Here is a 24188-nt window from a genome sequence, read left to right as displayed (position 1 = left end):
AATTCAGAGCGATCCAGTGCAGTTCGAGATTTACTTGTTTGGGCGTCCGACCATTTGCTCATGGAGATACGCCTTGGCACCACTTTATCGAACCATAGCCGAGCAGCTACTGAGCGAGTTTTCCGGCGGCAATCGCTCCGCCGACATCGCGTTGCCATCGGAAGCCAGCTTATAGCGAGCCTTTGGGATCAGCCGCACCACGGTCCGCAAAGCATTGGCGGAACTTCAGTCCATCGGATGGTGGCGACGCGGCGCGGCGTTGGATCGCACTTCCTTGCGGACAAGATCAACAAGCCGATTTCGTCGCGTGTGCATCCCCCAAACAGGACGATCGGCCCACACCTTTCAAACTCGGTTGGCACTCTCTTCGAAAATCCAATCACGGAACGCGGCGACTTTGGTCGTCGCCATCGCTTCTGGCCGCGCCACGAAATAATAGGCATCAGCCGTCGGCGATGATCCTTCCAAAGCGAGAACAATTCGCCCGGAGCTCAGCTCGTCACTGGCATAGACATCGCGAACAAGAGCCAGGCCTTGGCCGGCGATCGCAGCGCGGATCAGGAGTAGGTCGTTTTCGAAGCATGGACCGTTTCTAGCTCGTTCGTCGATCGCGCCAACTCCGCGCGCGCGAAGCCACAAGGGCCAGTCGGCGCGATCCCGGTCCTGAAGGAGCGGATGGTGAAGGCAGTCGTTTGGCTCCAGCATCGGCGGGCCGCCTGCCAGAAGGGCAGGACTCCCGACGCAGATGAGTTGTGGCGTGAACAGCCGCACAGCCTCCAGGCCGGAATAGCTTCCGGCGCCGTGACGGAGCGCCACGTCGACGCCTTCACTTCGCAGGTCGACCAGTCGGGGCGTGGTGTCGACACGAACATACAGATCTGGGTGGCGGGCGGAGAAGCGACCAAGCCGAGGAACGAGCCAGGATGCTGCAAAGGAGGGGGTGGTGCTTACGGTGAGGATTTTGCGACTGGGCGATGCGACGGCGAAGAGACCCACTGCGTCTTCGATCTGTTGAAAGCCTGCGGACAACGGTTCGAGCAGCCGCATTCCGTCGGCCGTCACGCGAACCTCGCGATTGCGCCGCTCCAGCAGCGTGACGCCAAGCCTGTGCTCAAGAAGCTTGACCTGCTGGCTGATTGCTCCCGGCGTGACGCCAAGAGCCGCGGCCGCGCGCTTCACGCTGCCGTGGCGTCCAACTTCGGCGAAGGCCCGCAGGGCGAGGAGGGAGACCGGTGGTTGCATGTCGTCAGTTTAGGTAAGCTAAACCGGCACGCAAGAGATGTGGTTTGTTGCTGCTGCGCTGATTGTGCAGGGTCGCGGCGATGAACGCAATTGCCGAGATGATAACTACAGGCCCAAAGTCAGCTATCAGCGATGGCCTGCTGGCAATTTTGGCGATTGCGGCTGGGCTGACGGTCGCCAACAACTACTATAATCAAGCGATGCTCGGTTTGCTGGCGAGCGAGTTCCAGCTCTCCGCGGGAACGGTTTCGCTTCTCCCGGTTTTGACCCAACTCGGTAATGTCGCCGGCATCTTGTTTCTCGCTCCGCTCGGCGATCGTCTGGAGCGTCGGTCCCTCATTTTGAAAACGATGGCGGTGCTGGTCGTGGCGCTCCTTGTTGCTGCCGTCGCTCCGAGCTTCGCATGGCTCGTCGTCGCCGGCATGGGCATCGGGCTGTTCGCCACCGTCACCCAGCAAATCGTGCCGCTCGCGGTGCATCTGGCTTCCCCGTCCGAGCGTGGGCGCGTACTTGGCATCGTGACCGGCGGCATTCTAATCGGCATCGTGCTCGCGCGCACGATCAGCGGTATCGTCTCGGACCTGTGGGGTTGGCAGGCGGTGTTCTGGGCCGCTTCCGGCTTGATGATCACGACGGCGGCGGTGTTGACCGTGACCTTGCCGCGCGTCGAACCGGGCACGGATTTGAGCTACGGACGGCTTCTGGGATCGCTCTGGACCTTGCTGCGGACGCATCGTGTGCTGCGCCAAGCGATCACGGTCCAGGCCCTGATCTTCGCCGCTTTCATCGGTTTCTGGTCCAATCTCGCATTGGTCTTCGCTGCGCCGCCTTACCGGTTCGGTGCGACAGCAGTGGGCTTGATGGCGCTGGTCGGGGTCGCCGGCGCGCTGGCGGCGCCGCTCGCGGGGCGTTTCGCCGATCGGCGCGGGCCTGACACGACGGTGACGATCGGCACCGGGCTGGTGGTCCTCGCCTTTGCCATCTTCGGCCTATTTCAGGGTTCGCTCGTGGCGATGATCATCGGCGTGCTGATCCTGGACGTAGCGGTGCAATCGTCCCAGGTTGCGAATCAGGCACGGGTTTATGCGCTGGATCCCGACGCACGCAGCCGTCTCAACACGATCTTCATGGCGACCATGATCCTCGGAGGCGCGGTTGGTGCCGGAGGCGGCGGGCTCGCTTATTCGGCGTGGGGATGGAGCGGGACATGCATCTTTGGGGCAGCGTCGGCCGGGCTTGCCGTGTTGATGTCGCGATCCTGATGGCTCGCGGCAGTGGACTCGAGATCAGCCCATCATCGGGCGTCTTGGCTGGCGTCCTGAACTCAGGACTCGCTTGGTGACGATCCTCGCCGTTCTGGAAGTCGCGCGTGGACGAGTATGACGTTGGGCGTGACGTAATCGGCGGACCACTGGAGACAGCGAAGGAGGACATATCGCGCAGGATCAGACCAATTGCGCTTGAAAATGCTGTTCGGCGCCGAAATCGCAGCGCCTCCCGGAGGATAGGATATTCAGTAACGAGCGCGGGGTGGTGAGGAAGATTTTCGATGAACCAGGTGGTGCCGGACGAAGTCGCATTGCAACGGCAGGTCAACAGGCGACAATTGCAGATGATTATCGCCGGGCTCGGCGAGGGCATCATTCTTGTCGACCCCAAAGAAGGTATCGTCTGGGCAAACGAAAGTGCGTTAGCACTTCACAATATTTCGGAGCTTCCACAGCTTGGCACCTCGGCGGCCGACTATCGCGATAGTTTCGAGCTGAAGTATCGGAACCATCACCCTCTGGATGAGGGCCAATATCCGGTCGACCGTCTCCTGGCGGGGGACGAGTTTCGCGACGTTACTGTCGAGTTGGCGAGAAAGCGTTCAAACACCATCGAGGATCGACGACGCGTCTTGAAATTCCACGGCTTCGCGCTCCCGGATGCGAAGGGAAATCCGGAATCCTATGTGCTCGTTATCGAGAACGTCACCGAGAAGATAAGCGCCGAGGAACGGTTCGAGCGAGCATTCGCGGCCAATCCTGCGCCGGCGCTCATCTGTCGGCTTTCCGACCTGCGCTATGTCAGGGTCAATTCCGGATTCCTGCAGATGACGGGTTGTAGTCGCGACGACGTCATCGGGCGCTCGACCTACGAGTTCGATGTACTTGAGAACGCGGGGGCGAAAGAGGCGGCCATTGCCAGCCTTCGCGAAGGTCGGACCATTCCTCAGATGGAGTCAATGCTCCGGCTGCCTGACGGAGGCAGCAAGGCTGTGATCGTCGCAGGCCAGCCAATCGAGATCGGTGATGAGAAGTGCATGCTCTTCTCCTTCATCGACATGGAGCCTCGCAGGCAAGCGGAGGATGCGCTGCGTCAGAGTGAGGAGCGCTTTGCCCGGTCATTCCGGCTGACGCCCATCCCGACGATGTTGTCGACGCGCCAGCAGCTCCGTGTTCTGGACGTCAACGACGCCTTCGAGGCTGTACTCGGCTATGAGCCGGAAGAGGTGATCGGTCGGACCAGTCCGGAGCTTCCCATTTGGGTCGATGCGGCCTCGGGCAAGCGTCTCGATCGTGAGATCGAAGCGGCGGGCAGTTTGCGCAAGCTCGAACTTCAGTTGCGAACCAAGCACGATGAAGTGCTTGATTGTCTCGTTTCGACGGAGACCATCAGTATTCAGGGGGAAGAGTGCGTCCTGACGGTCATCCAAGACATTACCGAGCGGAAACGCTCGGAGGTAGAACTAATCGCCGCGATCGAGGCGGTGATGCAGGATACGTCCTGGTTTAGCCGCACGATCATCGAGAAACTCGCTCACCTGCGTCGACCGGGCGCGTCGGGCAAGCCGGAGGCCGGACTTGCCGATTTGACACCGCGGGAGCTTGAGATCCTTGGCCTGATGTCTCAGGGATTGAGCAACGTCGAGATTGTCAAAAAGCTTGGGGTGACGCAAAATACGGTTCGTAACCACATAGCTCGGATTTATGTGAAGGCTGACGTGCATAATAGAGCGGGCGCCGTTGTCTGGGCACGTGAACGTGGCTTCACCGGGATTGGCGCAGGAAGCTCGAAGCGGCCGCGACGACACTGAATAATGCAGTTTTACTAGGCTTGCATGATGCGTCCGGCTCTATGGAGCCACGTGACGGACCGGTAAAGAACAGCCCGCGGATACACCACAAAAGGCGCGTACGTACACTCGGCCTTCTTGGCCTTGAGGCGACGTTCGCGCATGGGAGGGCACGTCATGCACTATGCTGAAGATACTAAGGAGCTTGAAGAAATACCGCTCGACATTTCGCATCGTTACGACGTTGTTGGCACTGCCCCGGCCCCTGCTTTCGACGAGATCGTCCGTTTAGCGACCGCGATTTGCGACGCGCCGATCGCCGCCATCAACTTCGTCAATGACGATCACCGTTGCATCCAAGCGGTGACTGGTTTGCCGGACGGAGATGGTGCCGATCCGGCCGGGATCTGCGCTCTGGTGTCGCCGGCAGATACGATCATGGTCATTCCGGACCTCATAGCCGATGAGCGGTTCAGGGACTACCTGCGGGCGCATCCGGAGAACTCGGTGCGCTTTTACGCCGCGACGTCGCTCGTGGCTCCAGACGGAGGCCATGTCGGCACCCTTTGCGTGCTCGATTGGAGGCCGCGCGATCTGACGAAGAGGCAGCGGTCGCTGCTGAAGGTGCTGGCCAGCCGCGTCATAACTGAGCTTGAGTTGAGGCGGTCGCTCGCCGCGCAGCGCTTGGCGCGTCGCGATGCTGAGCAGCTTCTTGCGGAAAAGGACCGGCTCCTGGAGCAAAACCATATGCTGATGCAGGAGGTCGACCACCGGGTGAAGAACTCCCTGCAAATGGTGTCGAGTATGCTGAGGCTTCAGGCGCATCAGCTCTCCAGCATCGAGGGGACAAGGGCGCTCGAACAGGCGCAGCGCCGAATCGCGAGCGTCGCGGCGGCGCACGAGCAGCTTTATCGGGCGTCAGGCAGCGACACGGTCGATATGTCAGTATTCCTCGATGGGATTTGCAAAGCGCTCGCTGCTCACCGGCCAAGCAATATTGATGGCATTGAGGTCCAGGCGGAACCGATTGTGCTCGGCTCGAAGCGCGCGATGAAAACGGGAATGCTCGTGGCCGAGCTCGTGATGAACGGCTTGAAGCACGCTTATCCCGCAGGTCGGCACGGCAGCATCAGGGTCGAGCTGAGATCTGCGGGCCCGATCGCTCGCCTCAGCGTCAGCGACGATGGCGTTGGCCTGCCGAGCAACTTCCTCGTAGAGGGCGGCAAGGGGCTGGGCATGCGCCTGATCCGGTCGATCGTCGAGCAATTCGAGGGAAAGATAACTGTCGAGCCGGGTCCAAGTGCCCGGTTTGTCGTCGATATCCCGAAAGGCGGCGCGAGCACCGAATAGTGTGCGAATGAAAGCGCGGCGCTCACGCACCGCCCTTCTTGCGGAAGTCGAAGCACTTGATGCCGAGCTTCTTCGCCTTGTCTCTACGGCCAGCATGAGATCGAAGCTGCTGGAACTCGAGAGCGATAAGGAAAATCTAGGGCGGGGACTTCAGGCCATGGCGCTGCAAGCATCGTGGAGTTTCACCCGGCGGCGGTTGAAGCCTATCGCCGGAAAGTGTCAGAACTCCAGGAGGCGCTGCAATTCGACGATCGCGAGCGTCAAGAGGCAGCGAGGATTGTCCGCTCACTGGTCGCGAGGATCGAGATCATTCCGACGGAGGGCAGGGGGCAGATTGAGCTCAAGGTTCACGGTGCGCTGGCGGAGCTCCTCAACCTGGCAAACCGCAAACCAGGAGAGGCGCCTAACGCTGTATTGATGGTAGCGGGAGAGGGACTTGAACCCCCGACCCCAGGATTATGATTCCCGTGCTCTAACCAACTGAGCTACCCCGCCAGGGTGGCAAATGGCCCGGAAAACCGTCCTGAATGGACGGGCGTCGCGAGGCGTTCGCCAAGGTCGCGCGGATATAAGGTTGCGAGGGTGAGCCTGTCAAGCTTCGAAGCGGCCGACATGCCGGCATAATCCAGCCGGCATAATCTCATCCCAGAAAAGCTTTGCCGGACAGACACTCAGGGCATGTCCCGGGGTTGAGTTCGGCGGGGCACGTCGCTATGTCTCGGCCATGAAATTCTAGAGTTTGAGCGAATGAAGCCGCGCATCGCAGTCCTCGGTTGCGGATACTGGGGCAGCAACCATATCCGCACCCTCAAGGCGCTTGGCGCGCTCCATGCCGTTTCCGACGTCAACCGCGCTCGCGCCGAAGGTTTCGCCAGCGAGCAGGATTGCCTGGCGATCGAGCCGGACAGGCTGTTCGAACGCAACGACATCGACGCCATCGTCATGGCGCTGCCGCCGCAATTCCACGCCGACACCGCGGTGCGCGCCGTCGAAAGCGGCAAGGACGTGCTGGTGGAAAAGCCGATCGCGCTGACGGTCGCCGACGCAGAGCGCGCGGTGAAGGCGGCAAAGGACAATGGCCGGGTCTTCATGGTCGGCCATGTGCTGCGCTTCCATCCCGCCTTCGAGACGCTGAAGGCGCTGATCGACAATGGCGAGTTGGGCGAGGTGCGCTACATCCACTCGCATCGGCTCGGCCTCGGCAAGTTCCATACCGAAAACGACGCGCTCTGGGACCTGGCGCCGCATGATTTGTCGATGATCCTCGCCATCACCGGCACCGAGCCGATTGAGGTGAGGGGCGAGGGAGCGGCGCTGCTCGACAATCTCAGCGACTTCGCGCATCTGCATATGCGCTTCCCGAACGGCTTGCGCAGCCATCTCTTCGCTTCGCGCCTCAATCCCTACCGCGAGCGGCGACTGACGGTCGTCGGCACCAAGGCGATGGCGGTGTTCGACGACGTCGAGCCCTGGGAGCGCAAGCTCGCCGTCTACCGCCACGCGGTCTGGCAGGACAGCGGCCAATGGGCCTTCACGGCCAACGAGCCTTCCTACGTGCCGGTCGGCGAAGGCATGCCGCTGACGCGCGAGCTTGCCCATTTCATGCAGTGCATCGAGACGCGCGCCGAGCCGCGCACCGACGGCGAGGAAGCGATCAGGGTGCTGCGCATCCTGACTGCCGGCACGGTGATCCATACGGGTTCGTCCGTGTGAATCTGTGCTGAAACGGCAACAATAGACTGAGAGATTACTCGGCGGGAATCTGCGCCGGCCTGGCCGCGAGCCTGGACAGCATGGCCTCGGCCTCGGCGCCGCGCTCGGAGCGCTCGATGAAGCCGCCGCCGAACACCCGCGCCTCGTTGCCGTCGTCGGAATAAAGCACGCAGGCCTGTCCCGGCGCGATGCCCGACTCGCCGTCGGCCAGCTCGACCGACGTCACGCCGTTGCGGTGGTGCAGCACGGCTGGACGCGGCGGCCTGGTCGAGCGGACTTTCGCGAACAGCTCGATGCCGCCGGCCGGGACGTCCGACAGCGGTCCGTCGCCGAGCCAATTCATGTTGCGCAGATAGATCTTGTGCGTCTCCAGCGCCTCGCGTGGGCCAACGATGACGCGGGCCCGGTCGGCGTCGAGATGGACGACGTAGAGCGGCTCGCCGGACGCGATGCCGATGCCGCGGCGCTGGCCGATCGTGTAGCGCAGGATGCCTTCATGGCGGCCGAGCACGCGGCCGTCGATATGGACGATGTCGCCGGGATTGGCGGCGGCCGGCTTCAGCTTGGCGATGATGTCGGAATATTTGCCCTGCGGCACGAAGCAGATGTCCTGGCTGTCCTGCTTGGCGGCGACGGTCAGCCCCATCTCCTCGGCAATGGCGCGGACCTGCGGCTTCGACAGGCCGCCGAGGGGAAAGCGCAGATAGTCGATCTGCGCCTGCGTGGTGGCGAACAGGAAATAGCTCTGGTCGCGGTCGGCGTCGACCGGCCGGTAGAGCGCGCGATGCGCGCCACTGGCGCGCGAACGGATGTAATGGCCGGTGGCCAACGCGTCGGCGCCGAGATCCTGGGCTGTCGCCAGAAGATCGGCGAACTTCACCGTCTGGTTGCAAGACACGCAAGGGATCGGCGTCTCGCCGGCGACATAGCTCTCGGCGAAGGGATCGATGACCGCCTTGCGGAAGCGTTCCTCATAGTCGAGCACGTAATGCGGGATGCCGAGCGTCTCCGAAACACGACGGGCATCGTCGATGTCCTGCCCGGCGCAGCACGAACCGGCGCGATGGGTGGCCGCGCCGTGGTCGTAAAGCTGCAGCGTCACGCCGACGACGTCATAGCCCTCGTGCTTCAGGATGCCCGCGACGACGGACGAATCGACACCGCCCGACATCGCGACGACGACGCGGGTTTCTTCGGGGCGGCGGGGAAGATCGAGGCTGTTCATGGTGCTTTCACTGTGTGGCGCTCAATGCCAATGGCCGGAATATAGGTCAAGCGCCACGCATGCGCCAGCTTGCGGCCCAGGACGAGTTCACCGGCAAAATCAAGGCCCGCAGGCCGGTGTTTCGAATTCTAAACGAAATCCTAACCGGGCGTTCACGATCCTTACCTAATGATTAGGGTTCGCTTAGGCAATTTTTAAAGCTGTGGCGGTAGTGTGGCGGGGATTGGGTCTTTGAGTTTTTAGTAGAGAGTACGATGACCGATCTGGTTAGACCTAGAGTCAAGTATGTTATCGGGCCTGACGGCAGCCCTCTTACGATCGCCGATCTGCCGCCGACGAACACCCGGCGCTGGGTTATCCGGCGCAAGGCGGAAGTGGTTGCTGCAGTACGCGGCGGCCTGCTCAGCCTTGAGGAAGCCTGCCAGCGCTACAAGCTCACCACCGAAGAATTTCTCTCCTGGCAGGCATCGATCGACGAATACGGCCTTGCCGGGCTGCGCACCACGCGGATCCAGCAGTACCGGCACTAGAGCGTTTCACCGTTTCACGGAAACGGCGAACCGCTCTATCTCCTTGTTTTGACGCAATTTCGGACGGAAAACCGCTCACACTTTTCCTGAAATTGCTCTAGGCTGGACAGACACAGTACGAAAGGGCGCGGAACACCGCGCCCTTTCGCTTTTTGCAAAAGCCTCAGACCGTCAGCACGATCTTGCCGATCGGCCGCGTGGCGAGAAAAGCATGGGCAGCTCCCGCTTGGTCGAGCGGAAAGGCTTTCGCCACATGGGGCGCAAGCTTTCCGGCATCGACGAGCCTGGCGAGCCCGGTAAGCCCTTCGCGGTCGGGGATTACAGACATTCGTTCAACACGGATGTTCCGCTCCTTGGCCTTCGCCCTGGTGGCGTCGTGAACGTTGAGCAGCGACACCAGGACGCCACCGTCACGCACCACCTTCAGCGACTCGTCGGCATGGTCGCCGCCGATAGGGTCCAGCACAAGATCGACATTGCCGACCTGTTCGACGAAGTTGCCCTTGGTGTAGTCGACGACGTCGGCGCCGAGCGAGCGGACAAAATCGAGCTTGTCCGGGCTGGCTGTGGCGATGACGTAAGCGCCGCGCGCCTTGGCGATCTGAACCGCCAGATGACCGACGCCGCCGGCCCCGGCATGAACCAGCACGCGTTGCCCCGCTTGCAGGCCGCCATGGCGCACAAGGCCTTGCCAGGCCGTCAAGCCGGCCAGCGGCAAGGCGGCGGCATGCGCATGGTCGATGGCGGCAGGTTTGGCGGCGATCTCGTCCGCCGGCGCCGCGGCGAGCTCGGCATAGGCGGCTGCCTGCTTGGGGAAACGCGGCATGCCGAACACCTCGTCGCCGACCTTGAAGGCGGTCACGTCGGGACCGAGCGCCGCGATGGTCCCCGAAATGTCCCAGCCAAGGATGAATGGCGGTTCGCCGAGCAGGGGATAAAAACCGCCGCGCACGGCGCCGTCGACCGGGTTGATGCCCGCCGCCTTGACGCGGACGAGCACTTCGCCGGGCCGGGGCGAGGGGTCGGGCTGCTCGGCCACGAAAAGGACCTCGGGTCCGCCGACGGAAGTCTGGGTAACGGCACGCATGAACGCCTCCTGGTTCGATTGGATGTGCCGCTATCATTTGGAAAGTAATATTCATTTGTCGAGTATGCACATTTTCTATATATAGGCACCTTATGGATAGTGAAGACAGATCGCCACTCGGCTACGACGCATTCCGGCGCACCTGCCCGTCGCATACGGTGCTGGAGATGCTGGCCAGCAAATGGGTTTACCTCACGGTCTGCGCGTTGCGGCGCGGCCGGCTGCGCAATGGCGAGCTGGCGCGCAAGCTGGAGGGCATCACGCCCAAGATGCTGACGCAGACGCTGCGGGTGCTGGAGCGTGACGGCCTTGTCCGGCGCGAGGTGTTCGCGGTCATCCCGCCACGCGTCGAATACGAACTGACGGAACTTGGCCAGAACCTTGCGGGGCTGCTCAGCCAGATACGCTCCTGGGCGGAAGAGCATGCGCCGGATATCAAGGATGCCCGGGCCCGGGCTTCAGCCGATCACGGCGAGATGGGCGCTGCGTCCTGAACACCGCGGGGCCGATTTCTGCCGATTGCCGATCTGAAGGTGCCGGCAGGTCTCCGGCATGATTGCGAATATGCCCGGCAATCAGCCGATCATGGCGCTGCGGCCGCCGGTTTCGGCCTCGCGGATCTTGGTGTCGCGCGATTCCAGCATCTCCGCCTTGGACAGCTCCGCTTCAGCTTCGCCGAGTAATGATTCGGCGGCGCTTCGCTGCTGGGCGAGGTCGCTTTGTGAGTTCCTGAGGTTGTCGCGGCGCAGGCGAGCCGCCTTGGCGAAGGTCGGATAGGCGAAATGGTTGATGTCGGTGATGCCGGCTTTTTTCTCTTCGGCGATGATCTGCGCTTCCAGCTCCACGGCCATGCGCTCGAACTCGGCGATCATCATGTCCAGCTGCAAGAGTTGGCGCCGCTTCTCATTCACCTGAAACTGCTTCAGCCGAACGAGGTTTTCACGTGACTTCATGACTCGATACTCCGCAAACGCACACTTGCAATACCGTCCAGTCCGCCCGGAACGACCCAAGCGCCACCCGTTTCCACCGGCTTTCCCTGGGCTATGGGAAACAAAGCCCTAAAGATTTTTGCCGGCGGTAACCATTCGTTTACGGGCATTGTTAATCATACGGGCGAGGACTTAAGGCCGGGTAAAAATTCCGGCTCTCGGCGGAAGCCCTGGCCAGCGAGTCTCTGGAGTCACTTAGGCTGACTTATTAATGTGGTGCATTAGCGGTTTTGGTCTGTGATTCATTATTAGATTCAAGTGGGTGTAGAAAGGGGTTAAAAAATCTGGTATCGTGGATGGCACGAAATTAGGATTTGTTAACCAGTCAGTGGCACCTTCTGTTCAGGCAATCACTGCTCCGGGTCCCGGACGGGTCGTGACACGGTCCGGCAGCAGAAAAGGGGAATGAAATGCGTGTTCTGCTGATTGAAGATGACAGTGCAACCGCACAGAGCATCGAACTGATGCTGAAATCGGAGAGCTTCAACGTCTATACGACCGATCTCGGCGAAGAAGGTGTCGATCTCGGCAAGCTCTACGATTACGACATCATCCTTCTGGATCTCAATCTTCCCGACATGTCGGGCTATGAAGTCCTGCGCACCCTGCGACTTTCCAAGGTCAAGACGCCGATCCTGATCCTCTCCGGCATGGCCGGCATCGAGGACAAGGTGCGCGGCCTGGGCTTCGGCGCCGACGACTATATGACCAAGCCCTTCCACAAGGACGAGCTGGTGGCACGCATCCATGCGATCGTGCGCCGCTCCAAGGGCCATGCCCAGTCGGTCATCACCACCGGCGACCTGGTGGTCAATCTCGACGCCAAGACGGTCGAGGTCGGCGGCCAGCGCGTGCACCTGACCGGCAAGGAATACCAGATGCTGGAGCTGCTCTCGTTGCGCAAGGGCACGACGCTCACCAAGGAAATGTTCCTCAACCATCTCTATGGCGGCATGGACGAGCCGGAGCTGAAGATCATCGACGTCTTCATCTGCAAGCTGCGCAAGAAACTCGACGCGGCGTCCGGCGGCCAGAACTACATCGAGACGGTGTGGGGCCGCGGCTATGTGCTGCGCGAGCCGGAAGATATCCGCGTCAGCGCGTAAACGATCCAAGTGATTCGAACGAAAAACCCGGCTCAAGCCGGGTTTTTTGTTTGGAACAAGCCCTGGCGAATCAGGCGGCTATCTTCAGGACGCGGAAGCTTTCGAGCAGTTGCGCACGGTTGAAGGGCTTCAGCAGATAGCCCTGGGCGCCGGCGCGCTTGGCGCGCATGATCGCCGCGACGTCGACCTCGACCAGCGAGACCAGGATCTGCGGCTTGATGGGAGCTTCGATAGCACGGATGCGGCGAATAAGGTCCACGGCCGGGACGTCGGCAAGACCACCGTCGATGACGATGACATCGGGCATGGCGTCGGCGCAAATCTCGGCGGCCTCGACTCCTGTCGAGGCCTCGACGACAATCAAGTCCGAGCCGCCAAGAATGCGTTTTGCGACCTTCCTGATGACGCTCGAATCATCGACGAACAGGCAGCGCTTCATGTCCGGGTCCTCTTTGCCATCTGCCGCACCGGCAATCTCCGGGTAACTGCAAGGCACCATAGGCCAATCTGGTAAAGAAGCTGAAAAGCCGTTAGGTAAAGTTTTTCCAAACGGGCATCTTGCGCCGCTCTAGCTCCCGACGCCATTATATGGATTGCAGCTGGCATTGCTCGACCGGCACTGCCAGCACAAATATTGGCAAGAAAAGATACTTCGACTTTTCTTAGGCAGCCTTCAGTACGATCTCCTCGGCGGTCGCGTGGATCGAGATCGTCATATTGGCCTCACGCGCCAGAAGCAGCGTGTAGTAAGGCTGGACCGAATGGGCGTCGATCGGCTCCTCCGGCTTGTGGCCGGAATGCAGCTCGAGGAATTTCGGCGGCACGCGCAGCATCGGGCCACTGGCCGACAGCGAAAAACGCGGCTCGGTTTCGGGACTTTCCAGCGTGACCACCAGCTTGCCGCCGCGCGGTATGGCCGCGTTGGCGACGAGAATGAGGTTAAGCAGTAGCTTGACCTTGTTCTTAGGCAGCAGCGCACGGGGGCCGTTCCACAACAGTTCCGGCTTTTCGTTCTTCAAGAAGGCGAAGGCCACGGCCTCGGCATCGCCGGTGTCGATCATCATGCCGGCGGAACCCGCGGCGCCGAAGGCGATGCGCGCAAACTGCAATCGCGCCGAGGCGTTCTTGGCGCTCTGGCGAATGAGCTTCATGGCGTCTTCGTCGGCGCCGCCTTCGTCGAGCAACTCGAGGCCGTTATTGATGGCTCCGACCGGCGAAATGATGTCGTGGCACACACGGCTGCAAAGCAGTGCCGCGAGATCTGGCGCGGAAAGGGTGAAAAGCTCGGCCATCGGCGAAATCCCTGCTCAAGTCATCTGTTCATGGCCGAGCGACCGTTTTCGCGCCTGCCCGCACGAATCACGCTCTTTTCCAAGGCTTTCTGAATACACAGGGCCCGAGCGCGCATCAACAAATCCAAAATTGTCGACGGCAAAAATGGTGTGTTCGCGGGGGGAAACCCGCCGCAGCGGCAAAAGTGCAGCCTTCGAACCGCCATCTTCGTGTGGGAGTTTAATGGTTGAAAAAGGATTACGGCATAGTTTGCCCGTAACAGCCATCCTGAACGGCCGGCAAGAGCCGTAGGGGTGCGAGGCGTCGGCGAAAGTGCTCCCTGACGGAGATTGGAAGCATGTTTTCCCGATACTACGACCGGACATTCGTCCGCGTCCTCACCATGACCATCACACTCCTGGGGGCTTTGGTCCTTTCGACCGCCGCGTCGCGGGCTCAGCAGTACACCGCTCAGGAGATCGTCGATTCCGGTCATAAATTCTTCGGCGAGACGTCCGGCGGCCTGGCCACCGTCGTCGAGAAGATCTTTGCCTCCTACGGCCTGCCCAACGGCTACCTGCTTGGCGAGGAAGGTTCCGGCGCCCTGATCGGCGGCCTGACCTATGGCGAAGGGACGCTCTACACCAAGAACGCCGGCGATCATAAGGTGTTCTGGCAAGGTCCGTCGCTCGGCTGGGATTTCGGCGGCGAGGGATCGCGGGTGATGATGCTGGTCTACAACCTCGACGATATCAGCAGCCTTTATAACCGCTTCGGCGGCGTCGCGGGCTCCGCCTATGTCATTGCGGGCGTAGGCTTCAATGTGTTGCAGTCCAATCGGGTGTTGCTCGTGCCGATCCGCACTGGTGTCGGCGCGCGTCTGGGAGTCAATCTCGGCTATCTGAAGCTCACCGAAAGGCCGACCTGGAACCCGTTCTGATCGGATTGCGCCCGCTATAATCGCTCGGACAGTGCTGATCGCGCCGTGGCAAGCCCTTGCCGCGGCGTTGAATTTCGGCCATGCCAAGGTGGCACAATCCAGCGATTGCCGCTCCGTAAAATGGATAGCACGCCTTGGTCCAGTCGGTTCTGTTCTTCGTACTCGGTTTCCTCTGCGCCGTTTTTCTGGTGTCGCTGGTGGCGCCGGCGGTCTGGCGGCGGGCCGTTGTCCTGACGCGCAGGCGCCTCGAGGCTTCGCTGCCGCTGACACAAGCCGAAATCCAGGCGGACAAGGACCGGGTCCGGGCGGAATATGCCATGACGACGCGCCGACTGGAGATCACCGTCAAGAACCTGCAGGAAAAGACGGCCGAACAGCTGGTGGAGATCGGTCGCGGGCGCGAGGCCCTGAAGGGACTCGCGGTCGAAAAGAAGGACAAGAACCAGGCGCTCTCCGATCTGCAGGCAAAGAATGCGGAGCTCAGGCAGCGCGAGGAGGACTTGCACCGGCTGTCGGAAAAGCTCGCACAGACGGAGCGGGCGCTGGAGAAGCGCGCGCTGGAGTTGCAGAAGCTCGAGCAGATGTATGACGACGCCAGCTTCTCGTCCTCGAACCGCCAGATCGAACTGGTTGCCCGCGAATCGGAGCTGGAAAAGCTCGCCAGCGACATTGCGCTGCTCAAGGGCCAGCGCAAGGAGGCGGACCGACGCAACCAGGAGGTCGCGTCGGAAAGCAAGGCCGCGCGCGAGGCGTTGAAGGCGGAGAAGAAGAAAACGGCCGAGCTCGACAAGAAGGTCGAGCGGCTGCTTGCCACGCTTGCCGACCGCGAGGAAAAGCTCGACCGGCGCGAGAAGGATCTCGCTCGAATGCGCGAACGTTCGAAGGAGAGCGCCGCAAACGGCGTCGCGCGGCTCGCGGCCGGCGCGGATGCGAAAGGCGACGATGTCGACAAGGCAATCGCCAGGCTCGAGGCCGACCGGGAACGGCTTGAGGCAAGGCTGACGGCGCTGGCGCGCGAGAACAAGCGGCTGAAAACCGATCTTGCCGCCTCGGGAACGGCAATGCCCGAATCGGCGGGCGACGCACGCTCCGGCGCCGGCCTTCGCGAACAAATGAACGAGCTGGCCGCCGAGGTGGTCAATCTGACGATGAAGCTCGACGGGCCGGACTCGCCTATCGCCAAGGCTCTGGCGCGCGAGGGGCAGCAAAATGGGCGCGGCGTCAGCCTTGCGGACCGGGTGAGGGCCTTGCAGAAAGCCGGCTCGACCAACTGAGGTGCGGTGAGATTTCAGGTGAGGCCGGCCTGACCTGAATCTCGACACACGCTCAAAGCGTTGCAGCTACCGGCCTCCGGGTCGTTCTGATGGCCGCTACCGGTTCGAAAAGTGATGCAGGGCTATTGCCGACGCGGCGGCGACATTCAGGCTGTCGAAACCTTCCGCCATGGCGATCCTCACCGTTTGCAGCCGGGCAAGCAGGTCTCGCGGCAGGCCTTCGCCTTCCGTGCCGAGATAGAGCGCCAGGCGCGCTGATCGTTCCGCGGCGCGGATGTCGACGTTTCCGCCTGGCGAGAGCGCGAACTGGCCGAAGCCCAGCCGATCGAGCGTCGCGGTGAAGGTTCCGGTATCGCCGAAGGCGGCGAAGGGAACCTTCAGCGCCGCGCCAACCGAAACGCGGATTGCCTTACGGTAGAGCGGATCGCAGCACGTCTGGTCGAGCAGCACCGCGTCCGCGCCGAAGGCGGCCGCATTGCGGAAGATCGCTCCCATGTTGTCGTGATTGGATATGCCGACCAGGACGACGGCCAACGCGCGCCGGGGCAAGGTCTCCACCAGAATCTCGGCGGGCACTGGGTCGCCACGCATGCCGATCGCCAGGATGCCGCGATGCATGTGGAAGCCGGCGATACGGTCCATGACCTCGCTCGCGGCGACATAGACCGGAAAATCCGAGGGCGCCTTGCGCAGGATCTCCTGCACGCCGGCCAGTCTGTTTTCGAGGATGAGGGCAGACTCGGCGGCGAAGCGCCCGCTCGACAGCAGGAGGTCCAGCACCACCTTGCCTTCGGCGACGAAGCGGCCGTGCCGGCCGACGAGATCGCGCTCGCGGATGTCGAGATAGGCGGCGACGCGCGGGTCCTTAGGGTCGTCGATCGGAATGAGGTTCATGCAAATCTCGCTGGAAAAATTGCCAGCGAGGTAAGGGGTTTTGGATGGCGCGGGTCAAGCCCCGGCGCGGCGCAGCCGATAGGCCATCTGGGAAAGGTCGCCGTCGCCGAAAATGCCTTCCAGCATGCGCAGCAATTCGCGCACTGCCTCGGATTTGCAGGAATAGTAGATCATCTGGCGGTCGCGCCGGGTCTCGACGAGATCGAGCGCCCTCAGCTTGGCGAGATGCTGCGACAGCGCGGACTGACTGAGCTGCACCTTCTCGGCGATGGCGCCGACCGACATTTCATCGTCGATCAGATGGGCCACGATCAGCAAGCGCTTTTCGTTGCCCATGAGGGTGAGAAACGCGGCCGCAGATTCCGCATTGGCGATTAGCTTATTTGAGATCATAGATCCCCCAAGGGTCTTGGCTCATCCAGGCGCCAGGGGGCAATGGCGCCTGATTCCGCAATGTTCAGATGTCGATGGGCGCTGAATCAGCGTCACTACAAAGGTAGTTCATTTCGTCTAAATCTCAAGCGTTGCTTTCGCCGGCGCGCGATCAACTATCGCTCTTGCTCCGCTGCGCGTCCTGCCTTCGCCATCTCGATAAGCGCCGAACGCAATTCGTGCGCGCCTTGCAGAGGCCGGGGAAAGAAGATCCTGCAGGTCGCATCGGCTGCGGCGAGATCCATGCCATCGGGGTCGAGACCGGTCGCGATCCAGCCGTCGCCCTCGGCGCGGCCGAAATGACGGGCATAAAGGGCAAGCGCGTCGCGATGGTCGGCATTCATGTGATCGAGCGCTGCCTGCTCGCCGCCGGCGAACTCCTCGACAAGGGTGGCGCCGGCGATGAGATCATCGCGGTCGAGAAGAAAGGCCTTGCCGAAGCCGCCGTTCAGGCTGGCGCGCTCGGGCTCGAGCCGGAAGAACGAGAAGTCGCCGAGCCCGGCATAGAGCTTCGCCTTCGGATTGCGGTTGAGGTAGCGCCGCTCGGCGCGGATGTAATCGGCCGATCCCCGCTCCAGTCGCAGGGCCCGGCATGCCAGGCTGATGCGTGGATGCGCCAGCGGATCGCCCTTGCCGGGTTCGCCAAGCAGCAGAGAACAGCGCGGATCGGCGAGCAACGCGCCGGTATGCGCGGACAGCATCGAGATCAGGATCAGCGGCGCGCCGTCTATGTCGGTGGCGACGCCAACCCTGCTTGCCAGCGGCGCGCCGGTGCCAGGCTCGATCGCCGCGAGCGCGCCGAAACGTGCCGCGCGGACCAAGGTTTTCGCCAGCCTGATCGCCTCGGCGTCGGTCTCGCGGATGACGTCCTTTTTCGGTTCGGTCACAAGCTCACCCGAGATAAGTTGATTTTCGTTCTCCGGCTATCGACCGAGTATACCCGTTTTTGCAAGCGCTCCGATCTCCTCTTCGGTCAAGCCGAAACGGGTCAATATGCCAGAGGGCTCGCGATCGGCGACGGCCGGCGCTGCGGCAAGCGCTTGTACGCCTTGCGAGAAACGCGGCGCCGGCGCCGGGCGGTCGAGTTTGCCGGACTTCACGAAGCTTTGCCTGGCGCGATTGTGCGGATGGTTCCTGGCTTCGGCCAGGGACAGTACGGGCGCCACGCAGGCGTCCGTCGCGGCGAAATGCGCGGCCCATTCGTCGCGCGTCTTCTCCTTGATCCGGCCGGCAATGGCGGCGCGCATCGCGGGCCATGCTGACTTGTCGTATTGGCCGCCGACAAAATGCCCGTCGAGCGGCAGCAGCCTGGCGAATTCGGCGAAGAAGCGCGGTTCGAGACAGCCGATGGCAATGTGCCTTGCGTCCGCCGTCTCATAGGTGTCGTAGAAAGGCGTGCCGGAATCGAGCAGGTTCTCGCCGCGCCTGTCGCTCCACAGACCCGATGCCATGTAGGCATGGATGGGTGCTGCGAGCATCGAGGCTCCCTCGATCATCGAGGCATCGACCACCTGGCCCTTTCCGCTGCGCGAGCGCTGGAAAAGAGCGGCGAGCACGCCCGCGACCAGCATCATGGCACCGCCGCCTTGATCCGCGACGAGGTTGAGCGGCGGCACCGGCGGCGCGTCTTGCCTGCCGATCGCATGCAAGAGGCCCGCATAGGCGAGATAGGTGATGTCGTGCCCGGCTCGCCCGGACAGCGGCCCGTCCTGGCCGAAGCCGGTCAGGCGACCATAGATCAGCGCCGGATTGCGCTGGAGAACGACATCCGGCCCCAGCCCAAGCCGCTCCATCACGCCGGGACGGAAGCCTTCGACGAGCAAGTCGGCCTGTGCCGCAAGGCGCAGCAGCAGTTCCGCGCCCGCCGGGCGCTTGAGGTCGAACTTGAGGATGGAACGACCGTGGCGGTCGAGATCGTATTCTTCCGGCAGGCTTAGAAGCGGCTGGCCGGCGTCGGCGCGTTCGATGCGCAGCACCTCGGCGCCCATCTCGGACAGCATCAGGGCGGCAAGCGGCACTGGGCCGAGCCCGGCCAATTCGATCACTTTCAGGCCGGCGAGCGGGCCGATCTTTCCGGTGGAAGCACCGGCGCCTGTAGGCGAGCCAGGCATCTCCGCTTATTTCGGCGCCATGCGGATGGCGCCGTCGAGGCGGATGGTCTCGCCGTTCAGCATCTGGTTCTCGACGATGTGGAGGGCAAGTGCCGCGTACTCCGACGGCTCGCCGAGTCGCGGCGGGAAGGGCACGGAAGCGCCGAGCGAATCCTGCACCTCCTGCGGCATGCCGGCCATCATCGGCGTCTTGAAGATGCCGGGCGCGATGGTGCAGACGCGAATGCCGGAGCGGGCGAGATCGCGCGCCACAGGCAGCGTCATGCCGACAACGCCGCCCTTGGAAGCCGCGTAGGCGGCCTGGCCGATCTGGCCGTCATAGGCGGCGACGGAGGCGGTGTTGACGATGACGCCGCGCTCGCCGCCGGCGAGCGGATCGAGTTTCGCCGCCCGGTCGGCGACGAGGCGGATCATGTTGAAGGTGCCGACCAGGTTGATCTCGATCACCTTGCGATACTGGTCGAGCGGATGCGGCCCGTCCTTGCCGATCGTCTTCACGCCGATGGCGATGCCGGCGCAATTGACCAGGATGCGCGGCGGCCCGAGCTTTTCAGCCGCTTCGGCGATCGCGGCGGCAGCGCTGTCGCCGCTGCTGACATCGCATTGGACGGCAATGCCGCCGATGTCGGCCGCGACTTTGGCAGCGCGCTCGACGCCCACGTCGAGGATGGCGACACGGGCGCCCTTGGCCGCCAACGCGCGCGCCGTCGCCTCGCCAAGACCGGATCCCCCGCCGGTGACGATCGCGATCTGGCCGTTCGGGTTCATGCAAGCCTCCCTGGATTTCGAATTATGCTACGAGGCGCGCAAAGGAGGCGCAACCGCAATAGCCGGGTCGATCGACGACTGCGCATTGGCGGCAGGCCGCGCCAGGGCCGGGGCAAATTCTGCAACCCTCGCCATGTTGGCGTGGCAGACATCGCCGGCAAAGCGGGCGACGGCGCCCGGCTTGATTTCGTGATGCAGCAGCCGGTCGAGATCGACTGGGCGCGGCATGGCGATCTGCCCGCGCGGAAAGCGCTTGAAGCCGAGCGGCCCATAATATGGCTCGTCGCCGACCAGGATGACGGCGGGCGCGCCGGCCTTCCTGGCCGCCTCCAGCGCGATAGCCACCAGCTTGCGGCCGATGCCGAGATTCTTGAAGGCGGGGCGCACCGCAAGCGGGCCGAGCATCATGGCGCGACCGGCGCCTGCTGCCACGCGCGTCATGCGCACCGAAGCGATGACCGTGTCGTCCTTGACGGCGACGAAGGACATCGAGCGGTCATGTCCGCCCGACTCGCGGATCTTGTAGGCGGCGAGCACGAAACGACCCGGGCCGAAGGCCTCGTCGTTGATGGCTTCGATTTCAGCATCATGCGCCGGGGTTTCCGGCAGGTATTTCACGTCGGCAAGGCTCATGGTCTTTGCGTTCCGGCATGCGAGGAAGGTTTGCTGCAAGCGGCAGCGTTCGCCAATCAGCGCTCTTAAGCGCGGGCGCCCTTTCGTCGTCGGTCGAACCGGATCGAGGCAAAGTCGAACATGGGCGCCTCCGCTAGCACCAATTTTGTGCCGCTGCAATCGGTGCTTTCCGGCTTTCTTTGCGTTGCATGACGAACCGGTCCATCGCTGGACCTATTCGCCATTTGACGAACTGTTCAGCGCCTGAGGGCTTCGCCAGCCCGGTCATCAGCCTAGATAATGGCAACCGCCAGGGAGATTTTCGCATGGGATTGCTGATTGAAGGCAAATGGCAGGACCGGCCGCACAACACCGACAGCGGCGGGCGGTTCATACGCACGGAGTCCCAATGGCGCGACTGGATCACGCGCGACGGCGCGCCGGCGGAAGGCCGCACGCGCGGCTTCAAGGCGGAACCCGGCCGCTATCACCTCTACGTGTCGCTCGCCTGCCCATGGGCGCATCGCACGCTGATCTTCCGCGCCCTGAAGAAGCTGGAGGGCATCATCTCCGTCTCCGTGGTGCACCATTTCATGGGCGAAAACGGCTGGACCTTCAAAGCCGAGGACGGCGCGACCGGGGACACGCTCTACGGCCTCGATTTCCTGCACCAGGTCTATGCCAAGGCCGATCCGGGCTATTCGGGCCGCGTGACGGTGCCGGTGCTGTGGGACAAAGAACAAGAGACCATCGTCAACAATGAGTCCTCCGAGATCATCCGCATGCTCAATTCGGCCTTCGACCAATGGGGCGACGCGGGTCTCGACTTCTACCCGGCGGCGCTGCGCGGGGAGATCAACAGGATCAATGCGCTGGTCTATCCGGCGATCAACAACGGCGTTTATCGCGCCGGCTTCGCCACCGCGCAGAAAGCCTATGAGGAAGCGTTCGGCGAATTGTTCCTAGCGCTCGATACGATCGAGGAGCGGCTTTCGAAGCAGCGCTATCTGACCGGCGAACACATCACCGAGGCCGACTGGCGGCTGTTCACGACGCTGGTTCGTTTCGATCCGGTCTATGTCGGCCACTTCAAATGCAACCTGCGCCGCATCGCCGACTATCCGAACCTGTCGAACTATCTGCGCGATCTCTATCAGGTGCCGGGCGTCTCGGGCACGGTCAACCTGCATCACATCAAGGCGCATTATTACGGCAGCCACAGGTCGATCAATCCGACGGGGATCGTTCCGGCGGGGCCGGAACTCGATTATGCCGCGCCGCATGACCGGGGACGGTTCAGGAAGGCGGCTTGATTACCAGTAAGCCGAGATGCGCTCGCCCTCAAAAATCTCCGCTATCCGCCGGAGCGTCGCCGGCGTCGTGCCCTCCGGCAACCGACCAAGCGGGAAGAAGCCGGCTTCGGCGATCTCGTGGTCCGGCAGTTTCGGCGCCGTCTGGCCGAAGGTGTCGATCAGATAAAGGCCGACATGATCGCGCTTGCTGGAGCGGCGGTTGAAATGCATCGACTTCAGCACCGGCGGAGCGGTCAGGGTGATGTTGCCTTCCTCGGCCAGCTCGCGGGCCAGCGCTTCCTCGAGGGTCTCGCCGACCTCGACGCCGCCTCCCGGCAATTGCCAACCTGGCACATAGGTGTGGCGGATCAGGAAGACGGCGTTGGAGGCACGGTCATAAACCAGCCCGCGCACGCCGAGCGTCATCGGGCGGCGCAGCAGGAAGTAGAAATGGAACAACCTTGCCCGCAGCCCCGGCCAGCCGGTCTGGCGGAATGCCTCTTCCGGATCGGCTCGGCGGTTCATGCAACGATCCCCAAGCAGATGTTCGTGGGTTGCCCCACGAACATCTGCTTGGCTTTCCTTGTTTTTCGCAGATTCTGGCCGCAAAACCGTGGGAGACTTTTGCGGAACCTGCTTGGGCGAACAGCAAAGGGTGAGTGGAAAGCTTCGTCAGCGTCGCTTAAGAAGGGACCATGTTCAGGCTCGCGCATATTTCCGATGCTCATCTGGGACCGCTGCCCGATGTAACCTATCGCGACCTCGCGTCCAAGCGCGTGCTGGGCTACGTCAACTGGCAGCGCAACCGGCGCCGCCATATGCATGACGCGGTCATCGATACCATCGTCGCCGACATCAAGGCGAACGCGCCGGACCACCTCGCTGTGACAGGCGATCTCGTCAACCTGGCGCTCGACGGCGAGATCGAGATGGCCAAGCACTGGCTGGAGACGCTCGGATCGCCGCACGACGTCTCCGTGGTTCCCGGCAACCACGACGCCTATGTGCCGGGCGCCTTCGACAAAGTCTGCCGGGCGTGGGCTCCCTGGATGACGGGCGACGGGGTCAACAGTCCGGTCGACCGCAATTCCTTTCCGTATCTGCGCGTGCGCGGCAATGTCGCGCTGATCGGCGTCACCACGGCGCGCGCCACCGCGCCCTTCATGGCCAACGGCTTCTTCATGGAAGGACAGGCCGAGCGGCTCGGCAAGGTTCTCGACGACGCGGCGAAACAAGGGCTGTTCCGCGCCATCATGATCCACCACCCGCCGGTGCGCGGCGCCGTCACCCAGCATAAGCGACTGTTCGGCATCGCTCGCTTTCACAAGGTCATTCGCCGGCATGGCGCGGAACTCGTCCTGCACGGCCATTCGCATCTGCCGTCGCTGTTCACCATCGGCGCACGTGGCGCCAAGGTGCCCGTGGTCGGAGTCGCAGCCGCAGGCCAGGCGCCCGGTGGCAAACATCCGGCCGCTCAGTACAATCTGTTCGAGATCGACGGCGAAAAGGGTGACTGGCGTCTCCGCCTGATCCGGCGCGGCCTGACGGGGCCGGCGCTGCCGCCGTCAGACCTGCAAACGACGGATCTCGACGTGCCGGTCGCGAAGGACCGCGAACTCGTCAGAAGCTGATCTTCATGTGCACGATGCGGTCCCAGAACATCGCCAGCGAAACCGCCAGGCCGACAAGGGCACCGGCGGTAATCAGGCCGAGGCCGGCGAAGAAGGTGGTCCAGCCATTGCTGCGGCGGGTTTCGGATCGGATGGGCGGTTCCGCTTCCTGGACCACGTGGCGATGCAGGCCGGGAACGGCGCTTTCCATGCTCCCTTCCATCATGCGTTGCCGCTCGACGACCCGCTCGGCCACGTAGCGCGTCACCGCATCGGCGACGGCCTTCATCTCGGTCGTCTCGGCCAGCACAACACGGCCGACGCGCGTATCCTTGAGGAAGCGGTAGGTGCGGCGGTCGCGTCCCATGGCGACGTGGCTCACCGCGTCGATCCATAGCCGCGGCTGCAGGCCGGACGAGACGGCGAAGTCGAAGCTGTCCATGTCGGCCGGAACATCGGCAAAGATCGGGGCAAGCTCGGTTGCCAGAAGATCGAGCCGCATGCGGTGCGCCTCGCGCATGTCGACGACCACGTCGTCGCGGTCGGCGAAGGCGTTCTTGACGTCGCGTACGGCATCGGCGAGCTTCCGCGACGGCTCGATAGGGGTGATCTTGTCGCCTGCATCCTTCATGGCGGCTGCCTCACTGTTGGTTAACAGCGAGTTAACACAATCGCCGGCA

Annotated in this window: 26 protein-coding genes and 1 tRNA gene; 11 read left to right on the top strand and 16 right to left on the bottom strand. The window is 62.8% G+C overall.

Features of this window, described 5'->3' with window-relative positions; genetic code table 11:
• Window positions 1-345: 345 nt before the first annotated feature.
• Window positions 346-1242 carry a LysR substrate-binding domain-containing protein gene (locus WDX12_RS02220; RefSeq protein ID WP_434723774.1) on the bottom strand — a complete coding sequence of 299 codons (897 nt, stop codon included), beginning with the start codon at window positions 1240-1242 and terminating at the stop codon, window positions 346-348.
• 80 nt (window positions 1243-1322) lie between these two features.
• On the opposite strand from WDX12_RS02220, the gene WDX12_RS02215 reads away from it, so the two are divergent.
• The 3 genes from WDX12_RS02215 to WDX12_RS02205 all read left to right on the top strand — a co-directional run bounded on the left by WDX12_RS02215 (window position 1323) and on the right by WDX12_RS02205 (window position 5650).
• On the top strand, window positions 1323-2504 hold the full coding sequence (locus WDX12_RS02215) for an MFS transporter (protein WP_434723773.1): 1182 nt from the start codon (window positions 1323-1325) through the stop codon (window positions 2502-2504).
• Window positions 2505-2791: 287 nt separating this feature from the next.
• Window positions 2792-4321, top strand: a complete 1530-nt coding sequence (locus WDX12_RS02210; protein ID WP_434723772.1) for a PAS domain S-box protein — start codon at window positions 2792-2794, stop codon at window positions 4319-4321.
• A gap of 156 nt (window positions 4322-4477) precedes the next feature.
• On the top strand, window positions 4478-5650 hold the full coding sequence (locus WDX12_RS02205) for a sensor histidine kinase (RefSeq protein WP_434723771.1): 1173 nt from the start codon (window positions 4478-4480) through the stop codon (window positions 5648-5650).
• Window positions 5651-6068: 418 nt separating this feature from the next.
• Here WDX12_RS02205 and WDX12_RS02200 read toward each other — a convergent pair.
• Window positions 6069-6145, bottom strand: a tRNA-Met gene (locus WDX12_RS02200).
• Between the two features lie 252 nt (window positions 6146-6397).
• Between WDX12_RS02200 and WDX12_RS02195 the strand changes: the two genes are divergently transcribed.
• Window positions 6398-7363 carry a Gfo/Idh/MocA family protein gene (locus WDX12_RS02195; RefSeq protein ID WP_320293290.1) on the top strand — a complete coding sequence of 322 codons (966 nt, stop codon included), beginning with the start codon at window positions 6398-6400 and terminating at the stop codon, window positions 7361-7363.
• A 34-nt stretch (window positions 7364-7397) separates the two neighbouring features.
• Here the strand turns inward: WDX12_RS02195 and mnmA are convergent, their stop codons facing one another.
• Entirely contained in the window at window positions 7398-8588 is a 1191-nt protein-coding gene (gene mnmA / locus WDX12_RS02190; RefSeq protein ID WP_320293291.1) for a tRNA 2-thiouridine(34) synthase MnmA, read from the bottom strand.
• Window positions 8589-8842: 254 nt separating this feature from the next.
• Here mnmA and WDX12_RS02185 point away from each other — a divergent pair, with 254 nt between their 5' ends.
• On the top strand, window positions 8843-9118 hold the full coding sequence (locus tag WDX12_RS02185; RefSeq protein ID WP_006203587.1) for a DUF1153 domain-containing protein: 276 nt from the start codon (window positions 8843-8845) through the stop codon (window positions 9116-9118).
• 163 nt (window positions 9119-9281) lie between these two features.
• Here the strand turns inward: WDX12_RS02185 and WDX12_RS02180 are convergent, their stop codons facing one another.
• Complete coding sequence (locus WDX12_RS02180; protein WP_434723770.1) at window positions 9282-10205, bottom strand: NADP-dependent oxidoreductase; 924 nt, start codon at window positions 10203-10205, stop codon at window positions 9282-9284.
• Window positions 10206-10297: 92 nt separating this feature from the next.
• On the opposite strand from WDX12_RS02180, the gene WDX12_RS02175 reads away from it, so the two are divergent.
• On the top strand, window positions 10298-10699 hold the full coding sequence (locus WDX12_RS02175) for a winged helix-turn-helix transcriptional regulator (RefSeq protein WP_320293293.1): 402 nt from the start codon (window positions 10298-10300) through the stop codon (window positions 10697-10699).
• Window positions 10700-10780: 81 nt separating this feature from the next.
• Here WDX12_RS02175 and WDX12_RS02170 read toward each other — a convergent pair whose 3' ends face one another.
• Complete coding sequence (locus WDX12_RS02170; RefSeq protein ID WP_140811206.1) at window positions 10781-11158, bottom strand: flagellar export protein FliJ; 378 nt, start codon at window positions 11156-11158, stop codon at window positions 10781-10783.
• A 449-nt stretch (window positions 11159-11607) separates the two neighbouring features.
• On the opposite strand from WDX12_RS02170, the gene ctrA reads away from it, so the two are divergent.
• A complete protein-coding gene (gene ctrA, locus WDX12_RS02165; RefSeq protein WP_006203583.1) occupies window positions 11608-12303 on the top strand; it encodes a response regulator transcription factor CtrA in 696 nt (231 codons plus the stop codon).
• 70 nt (window positions 12304-12373) lie between these two features.
• Here ctrA and WDX12_RS02160 read toward each other — a convergent pair whose 3' ends face one another.
• The 3 genes from WDX12_RS02160 to WDX12_RS02150 all read right to left on the bottom strand — a co-directional run bounded on the left by WDX12_RS02160 (window position 12374) and on the right by WDX12_RS02150 (window position 13862).
• Window positions 12374-12742 (bottom strand): response regulator, encoded by a 369-nt coding sequence (locus WDX12_RS02160; protein WP_320293294.1) that lies wholly within the window; start codon window positions 12740-12742, stop codon window positions 12374-12376.
• Between the two features lie 223 nt (window positions 12743-12965).
• The gene (gene chpT, locus WDX12_RS02155) at window positions 12966-13595 is read right to left on the bottom strand and encodes a histidine phosphotransferase ChpT (RefSeq protein WP_320293295.1); all 630 of its coding nucleotides are present in this window, start codon (window positions 13593-13595) and stop codon (window positions 12966-12968) included.
• Between the two features lie 15 nt (window positions 13596-13610).
• Window positions 13611-13862, bottom strand: a complete 252-nt coding sequence (locus WDX12_RS02150) for a hypothetical protein (RefSeq protein ID WP_320293296.1) — start codon at window positions 13860-13862, stop codon at window positions 13611-13613.
• A gap of 116 nt (window positions 13863-13978) precedes the next feature.
• On the opposite strand from WDX12_RS02150, the gene WDX12_RS02145 reads away from it, so the two are divergent.
• Window positions 13979-14515: a DUF1134 domain-containing protein gene (locus WDX12_RS02145; RefSeq protein WP_320293762.1), complete on the top strand. Its 537-nt coding sequence runs from the start codon at window positions 13979-13981 to the stop codon at window positions 14513-14515.
• A 134-nt stretch (window positions 14516-14649) separates the two neighbouring features.
• Window positions 14650-15789 carry a hypothetical protein gene (locus WDX12_RS02140; RefSeq protein WP_434723769.1) on the top strand — a complete coding sequence of 380 codons (1140 nt, stop codon included), beginning with the start codon at window positions 14650-14652 and terminating at the stop codon, window positions 15787-15789.
• A gap of 96 nt (window positions 15790-15885) precedes the next feature.
• On the opposite strand, the gene WDX12_RS02135 is transcribed toward WDX12_RS02140, so the two are convergent.
• From WDX12_RS02135 to WDX12_RS02110, 6 genes are all read right to left on the bottom strand, one after another.
• Complete coding sequence (locus WDX12_RS02135; protein ID WP_434723768.1) at window positions 15886-16683, bottom strand: TrmH family RNA methyltransferase; 798 nt, start codon at window positions 16681-16683, stop codon at window positions 15886-15888.
• A gap of 54 nt (window positions 16684-16737) precedes the next feature.
• The gene (locus WDX12_RS02130; protein WP_140645679.1) at window positions 16738-17076 is read right to left on the bottom strand and encodes an ArsR/SmtB family transcription factor; all 339 of its coding nucleotides are present in this window, start codon (window positions 17074-17076) and stop codon (window positions 16738-16740) included.
• A 155-nt stretch (window positions 17077-17231) separates the two neighbouring features.
• The gene (locus tag WDX12_RS02125) at window positions 17232-18002 is read right to left on the bottom strand and encodes a HugZ family protein (RefSeq protein WP_320293299.1); all 771 of its coding nucleotides are present in this window, start codon (window positions 18000-18002) and stop codon (window positions 17232-17234) included.
• Between the two features lie 36 nt (window positions 18003-18038).
• Window positions 18039-19226 carry a CaiB/BaiF CoA transferase family protein gene (locus tag WDX12_RS02120; protein ID WP_434723767.1) on the bottom strand — a complete coding sequence of 396 codons (1188 nt, stop codon included), beginning with the start codon at window positions 19224-19226 and terminating at the stop codon, window positions 18039-18041.
• 6 nt (window positions 19227-19232) lie between these two features.
• Window positions 19233-19994 (bottom strand): 3-hydroxyacyl-CoA dehydrogenase, encoded by a 762-nt coding sequence (locus WDX12_RS02115; protein WP_434723766.1) that lies wholly within the window; start codon window positions 19992-19994, stop codon window positions 19233-19235.
• A 27-nt stretch (window positions 19995-20021) separates the two neighbouring features.
• Window positions 20022-20627: a GNAT family N-acetyltransferase gene (locus WDX12_RS02110; protein WP_320293302.1), complete on the bottom strand. Its 606-nt coding sequence runs from the start codon at window positions 20625-20627 to the stop codon at window positions 20022-20024.
• A gap of 305 nt (window positions 20628-20932) precedes the next feature.
• Between WDX12_RS02110 and WDX12_RS02105 the strand changes: the two genes are divergently transcribed.
• A complete protein-coding gene (locus WDX12_RS02105; RefSeq protein ID WP_434723765.1) occupies window positions 20933-21919 on the top strand; it encodes a glutathione S-transferase family protein in 987 nt (328 codons plus the stop codon).
• On the opposite strand, the gene WDX12_RS02100 is transcribed toward WDX12_RS02105, so the two are convergent.
• Window positions 21920-22423 carry an NUDIX domain-containing protein gene (locus tag WDX12_RS02100; RefSeq protein WP_434723764.1) on the bottom strand — a complete coding sequence of 168 codons (504 nt, stop codon included), beginning with the start codon at window positions 22421-22423 and terminating at the stop codon, window positions 21920-21922. It abuts the gene before it with no gap.
• A 170-nt stretch (window positions 22424-22593) separates the two neighbouring features.
• Here WDX12_RS02100 and WDX12_RS02095 point away from each other — a divergent pair, with 170 nt between their 5' ends.
• A complete protein-coding gene (locus WDX12_RS02095; RefSeq protein ID WP_434723763.1) occupies window positions 22594-23529 on the top strand; it encodes a metallophosphoesterase family protein in 936 nt (311 codons plus the stop codon).
• Here WDX12_RS02095 and WDX12_RS02090 read toward each other — a convergent pair.
• Window positions 23519-24139, bottom strand: coding sequence for a hypothetical protein (locus WDX12_RS02090; RefSeq protein WP_434723762.1), 621 nt, complete (start codon window positions 24137-24139; stop codon window positions 23519-23521). The genes WDX12_RS02095 and WDX12_RS02090 overlap by 11 nt on opposite strands.
• Window positions 24140-24188 lie beyond the last annotated feature (49 nt).

The organism is Mesorhizobium sp. RIZ17 (genome assembly GCF_051127865.1).
In the GTDB taxonomy this organism is placed as follows: Bacteria; Pseudomonadota; Alphaproteobacteria; order Rhizobiales; family Rhizobiaceae; genus Mesorhizobium; species Mesorhizobium humile.
The sequence above is the reverse complement of the archived record's forward strand: the minus strand, read 5'-3'. Positions and strand labels throughout refer to the sequence as shown.

Bases quoted from the DNA above. Each gene is read 5' to 3' on its own strand.
- WDX12_RS02215 (WP_434723773.1), top strand. From the start codon at position 1,323: ATGAACGCAATTGCCGAGATGATAACTACAGGCCCAAAGTCAGCTATC.
- WDX12_RS02105 (WP_434723765.1), top strand. From the start codon at position 20,933: ATGGGATTGCTGATTGAAGGCAAATGGCAGGACCGGCCGCACAACACC.
- WDX12_RS02150 (WP_320293296.1), bottom strand. From the start codon at position 13,862: ATGGCTGTTACGGGCAAACTATGCCGTAATCCTTTTTCAACCATTAAA.
- WDX12_RS02160 (WP_320293294.1), bottom strand. From the start codon at position 12,742: ATGAAGCGCTGCCTGTTCGTCGATGATTCGAGCGTCATCAGGAAGGTC.
- WDX12_RS02145 (WP_320293762.1), top strand. From the start codon at position 13,979: ATGACCATCACACTCCTGGGGGCTTTGGTCCTTTCGACCGCCGCGTCG.
- WDX12_RS02180 (WP_434723770.1), bottom strand. From the start codon at position 10,205: ATGCGTGCCGTTACCCAGACTTCCGTCGGCGGACCCGAGGTCCTTTTC.
- ctrA (WP_006203583.1), top strand. From the start codon at position 11,608: ATGCGTGTTCTGCTGATTGAAGATGACAGTGCAACCGCACAGAGCATC.
- WDX12_RS02170 (WP_140811206.1), bottom strand. From the start codon at position 11,158: ATGAAGTCACGTGAAAACCTCGTTCGGCTGAAGCAGTTTCAGGTGAAT.
- chpT (WP_320293295.1), bottom strand. From the start codon at position 13,595: ATGGCCGAGCTTTTCACCCTTTCCGCGCCAGATCTCGCGGCACTGCTT.
- WDX12_RS02175 (WP_320293293.1), top strand. From the start codon at position 10,298: ATGGATAGTGAAGACAGATCGCCACTCGGCTACGACGCATTCCGGCGC.
- WDX12_RS02120 (WP_434723767.1), bottom strand. From the start codon at position 19,226: ATGCCTGGCTCGCCTACAGGCGCCGGTGCTTCCACCGGAAAGATCGGC.
- WDX12_RS02110 (WP_320293302.1), bottom strand. From the start codon at position 20,627: ATGAGCCTTGCCGACGTGAAATACCTGCCGGAAACCCCGGCGCATGAT.
- WDX12_RS02210 (WP_434723772.1), top strand. From the start codon at position 2,792: ATGAACCAGGTGGTGCCGGACGAAGTCGCATTGCAACGGCAGGTCAAC.
- WDX12_RS02195 (WP_320293290.1), top strand. From the start codon at position 6,398: ATGAAGCCGCGCATCGCAGTCCTCGGTTGCGGATACTGGGGCAGCAAC.
- WDX12_RS02100 (WP_434723764.1), bottom strand. From the start codon at position 22,423: ATGAACCGCCGAGCCGATCCGGAAGAGGCATTCCGCCAGACCGGCTGG.
- WDX12_RS02205 (WP_434723771.1), top strand. From the start codon at position 4,478: ATGCACTATGCTGAAGATACTAAGGAGCTTGAAGAAATACCGCTCGAC.
- WDX12_RS02130 (WP_140645679.1), bottom strand. From the start codon at position 17,076: ATGATCTCAAATAAGCTAATCGCCAATGCGGAATCTGCGGCCGCGTTT.
- WDX12_RS02185 (WP_006203587.1), top strand. From the start codon at position 8,843: ATGACCGATCTGGTTAGACCTAGAGTCAAGTATGTTATCGGGCCTGAC.
- WDX12_RS02090 (WP_434723762.1), bottom strand. From the start codon at position 24,139: ATGAAGGATGCAGGCGACAAGATCACCCCTATCGAGCCGTCGCGGAAG.
- WDX12_RS02135 (WP_434723768.1), bottom strand. From the start codon at position 16,683: ATGAACCTCATTCCGATCGACGACCCTAAGGACCCGCGCGTCGCCGCC.
- WDX12_RS02115 (WP_434723766.1), bottom strand. From the start codon at position 19,994: ATGAACCCGAACGGCCAGATCGCGATCGTCACCGGCGGGGGATCCGGT.
- mnmA (WP_320293291.1), bottom strand. From the start codon at position 8,588: ATGAACAGCCTCGATCTTCCCCGCCGCCCCGAAGAAACCCGCGTCGTC.
- WDX12_RS02220 (WP_434723774.1), bottom strand. From the start codon at position 1,242: ATGCAACCACCGGTCTCCCTCCTCGCCCTGCGGGCCTTCGCCGAAGTT.
- WDX12_RS02095 (WP_434723763.1), top strand. From the start codon at position 22,594: ATGTTCAGGCTCGCGCATATTTCCGATGCTCATCTGGGACCGCTGCCC.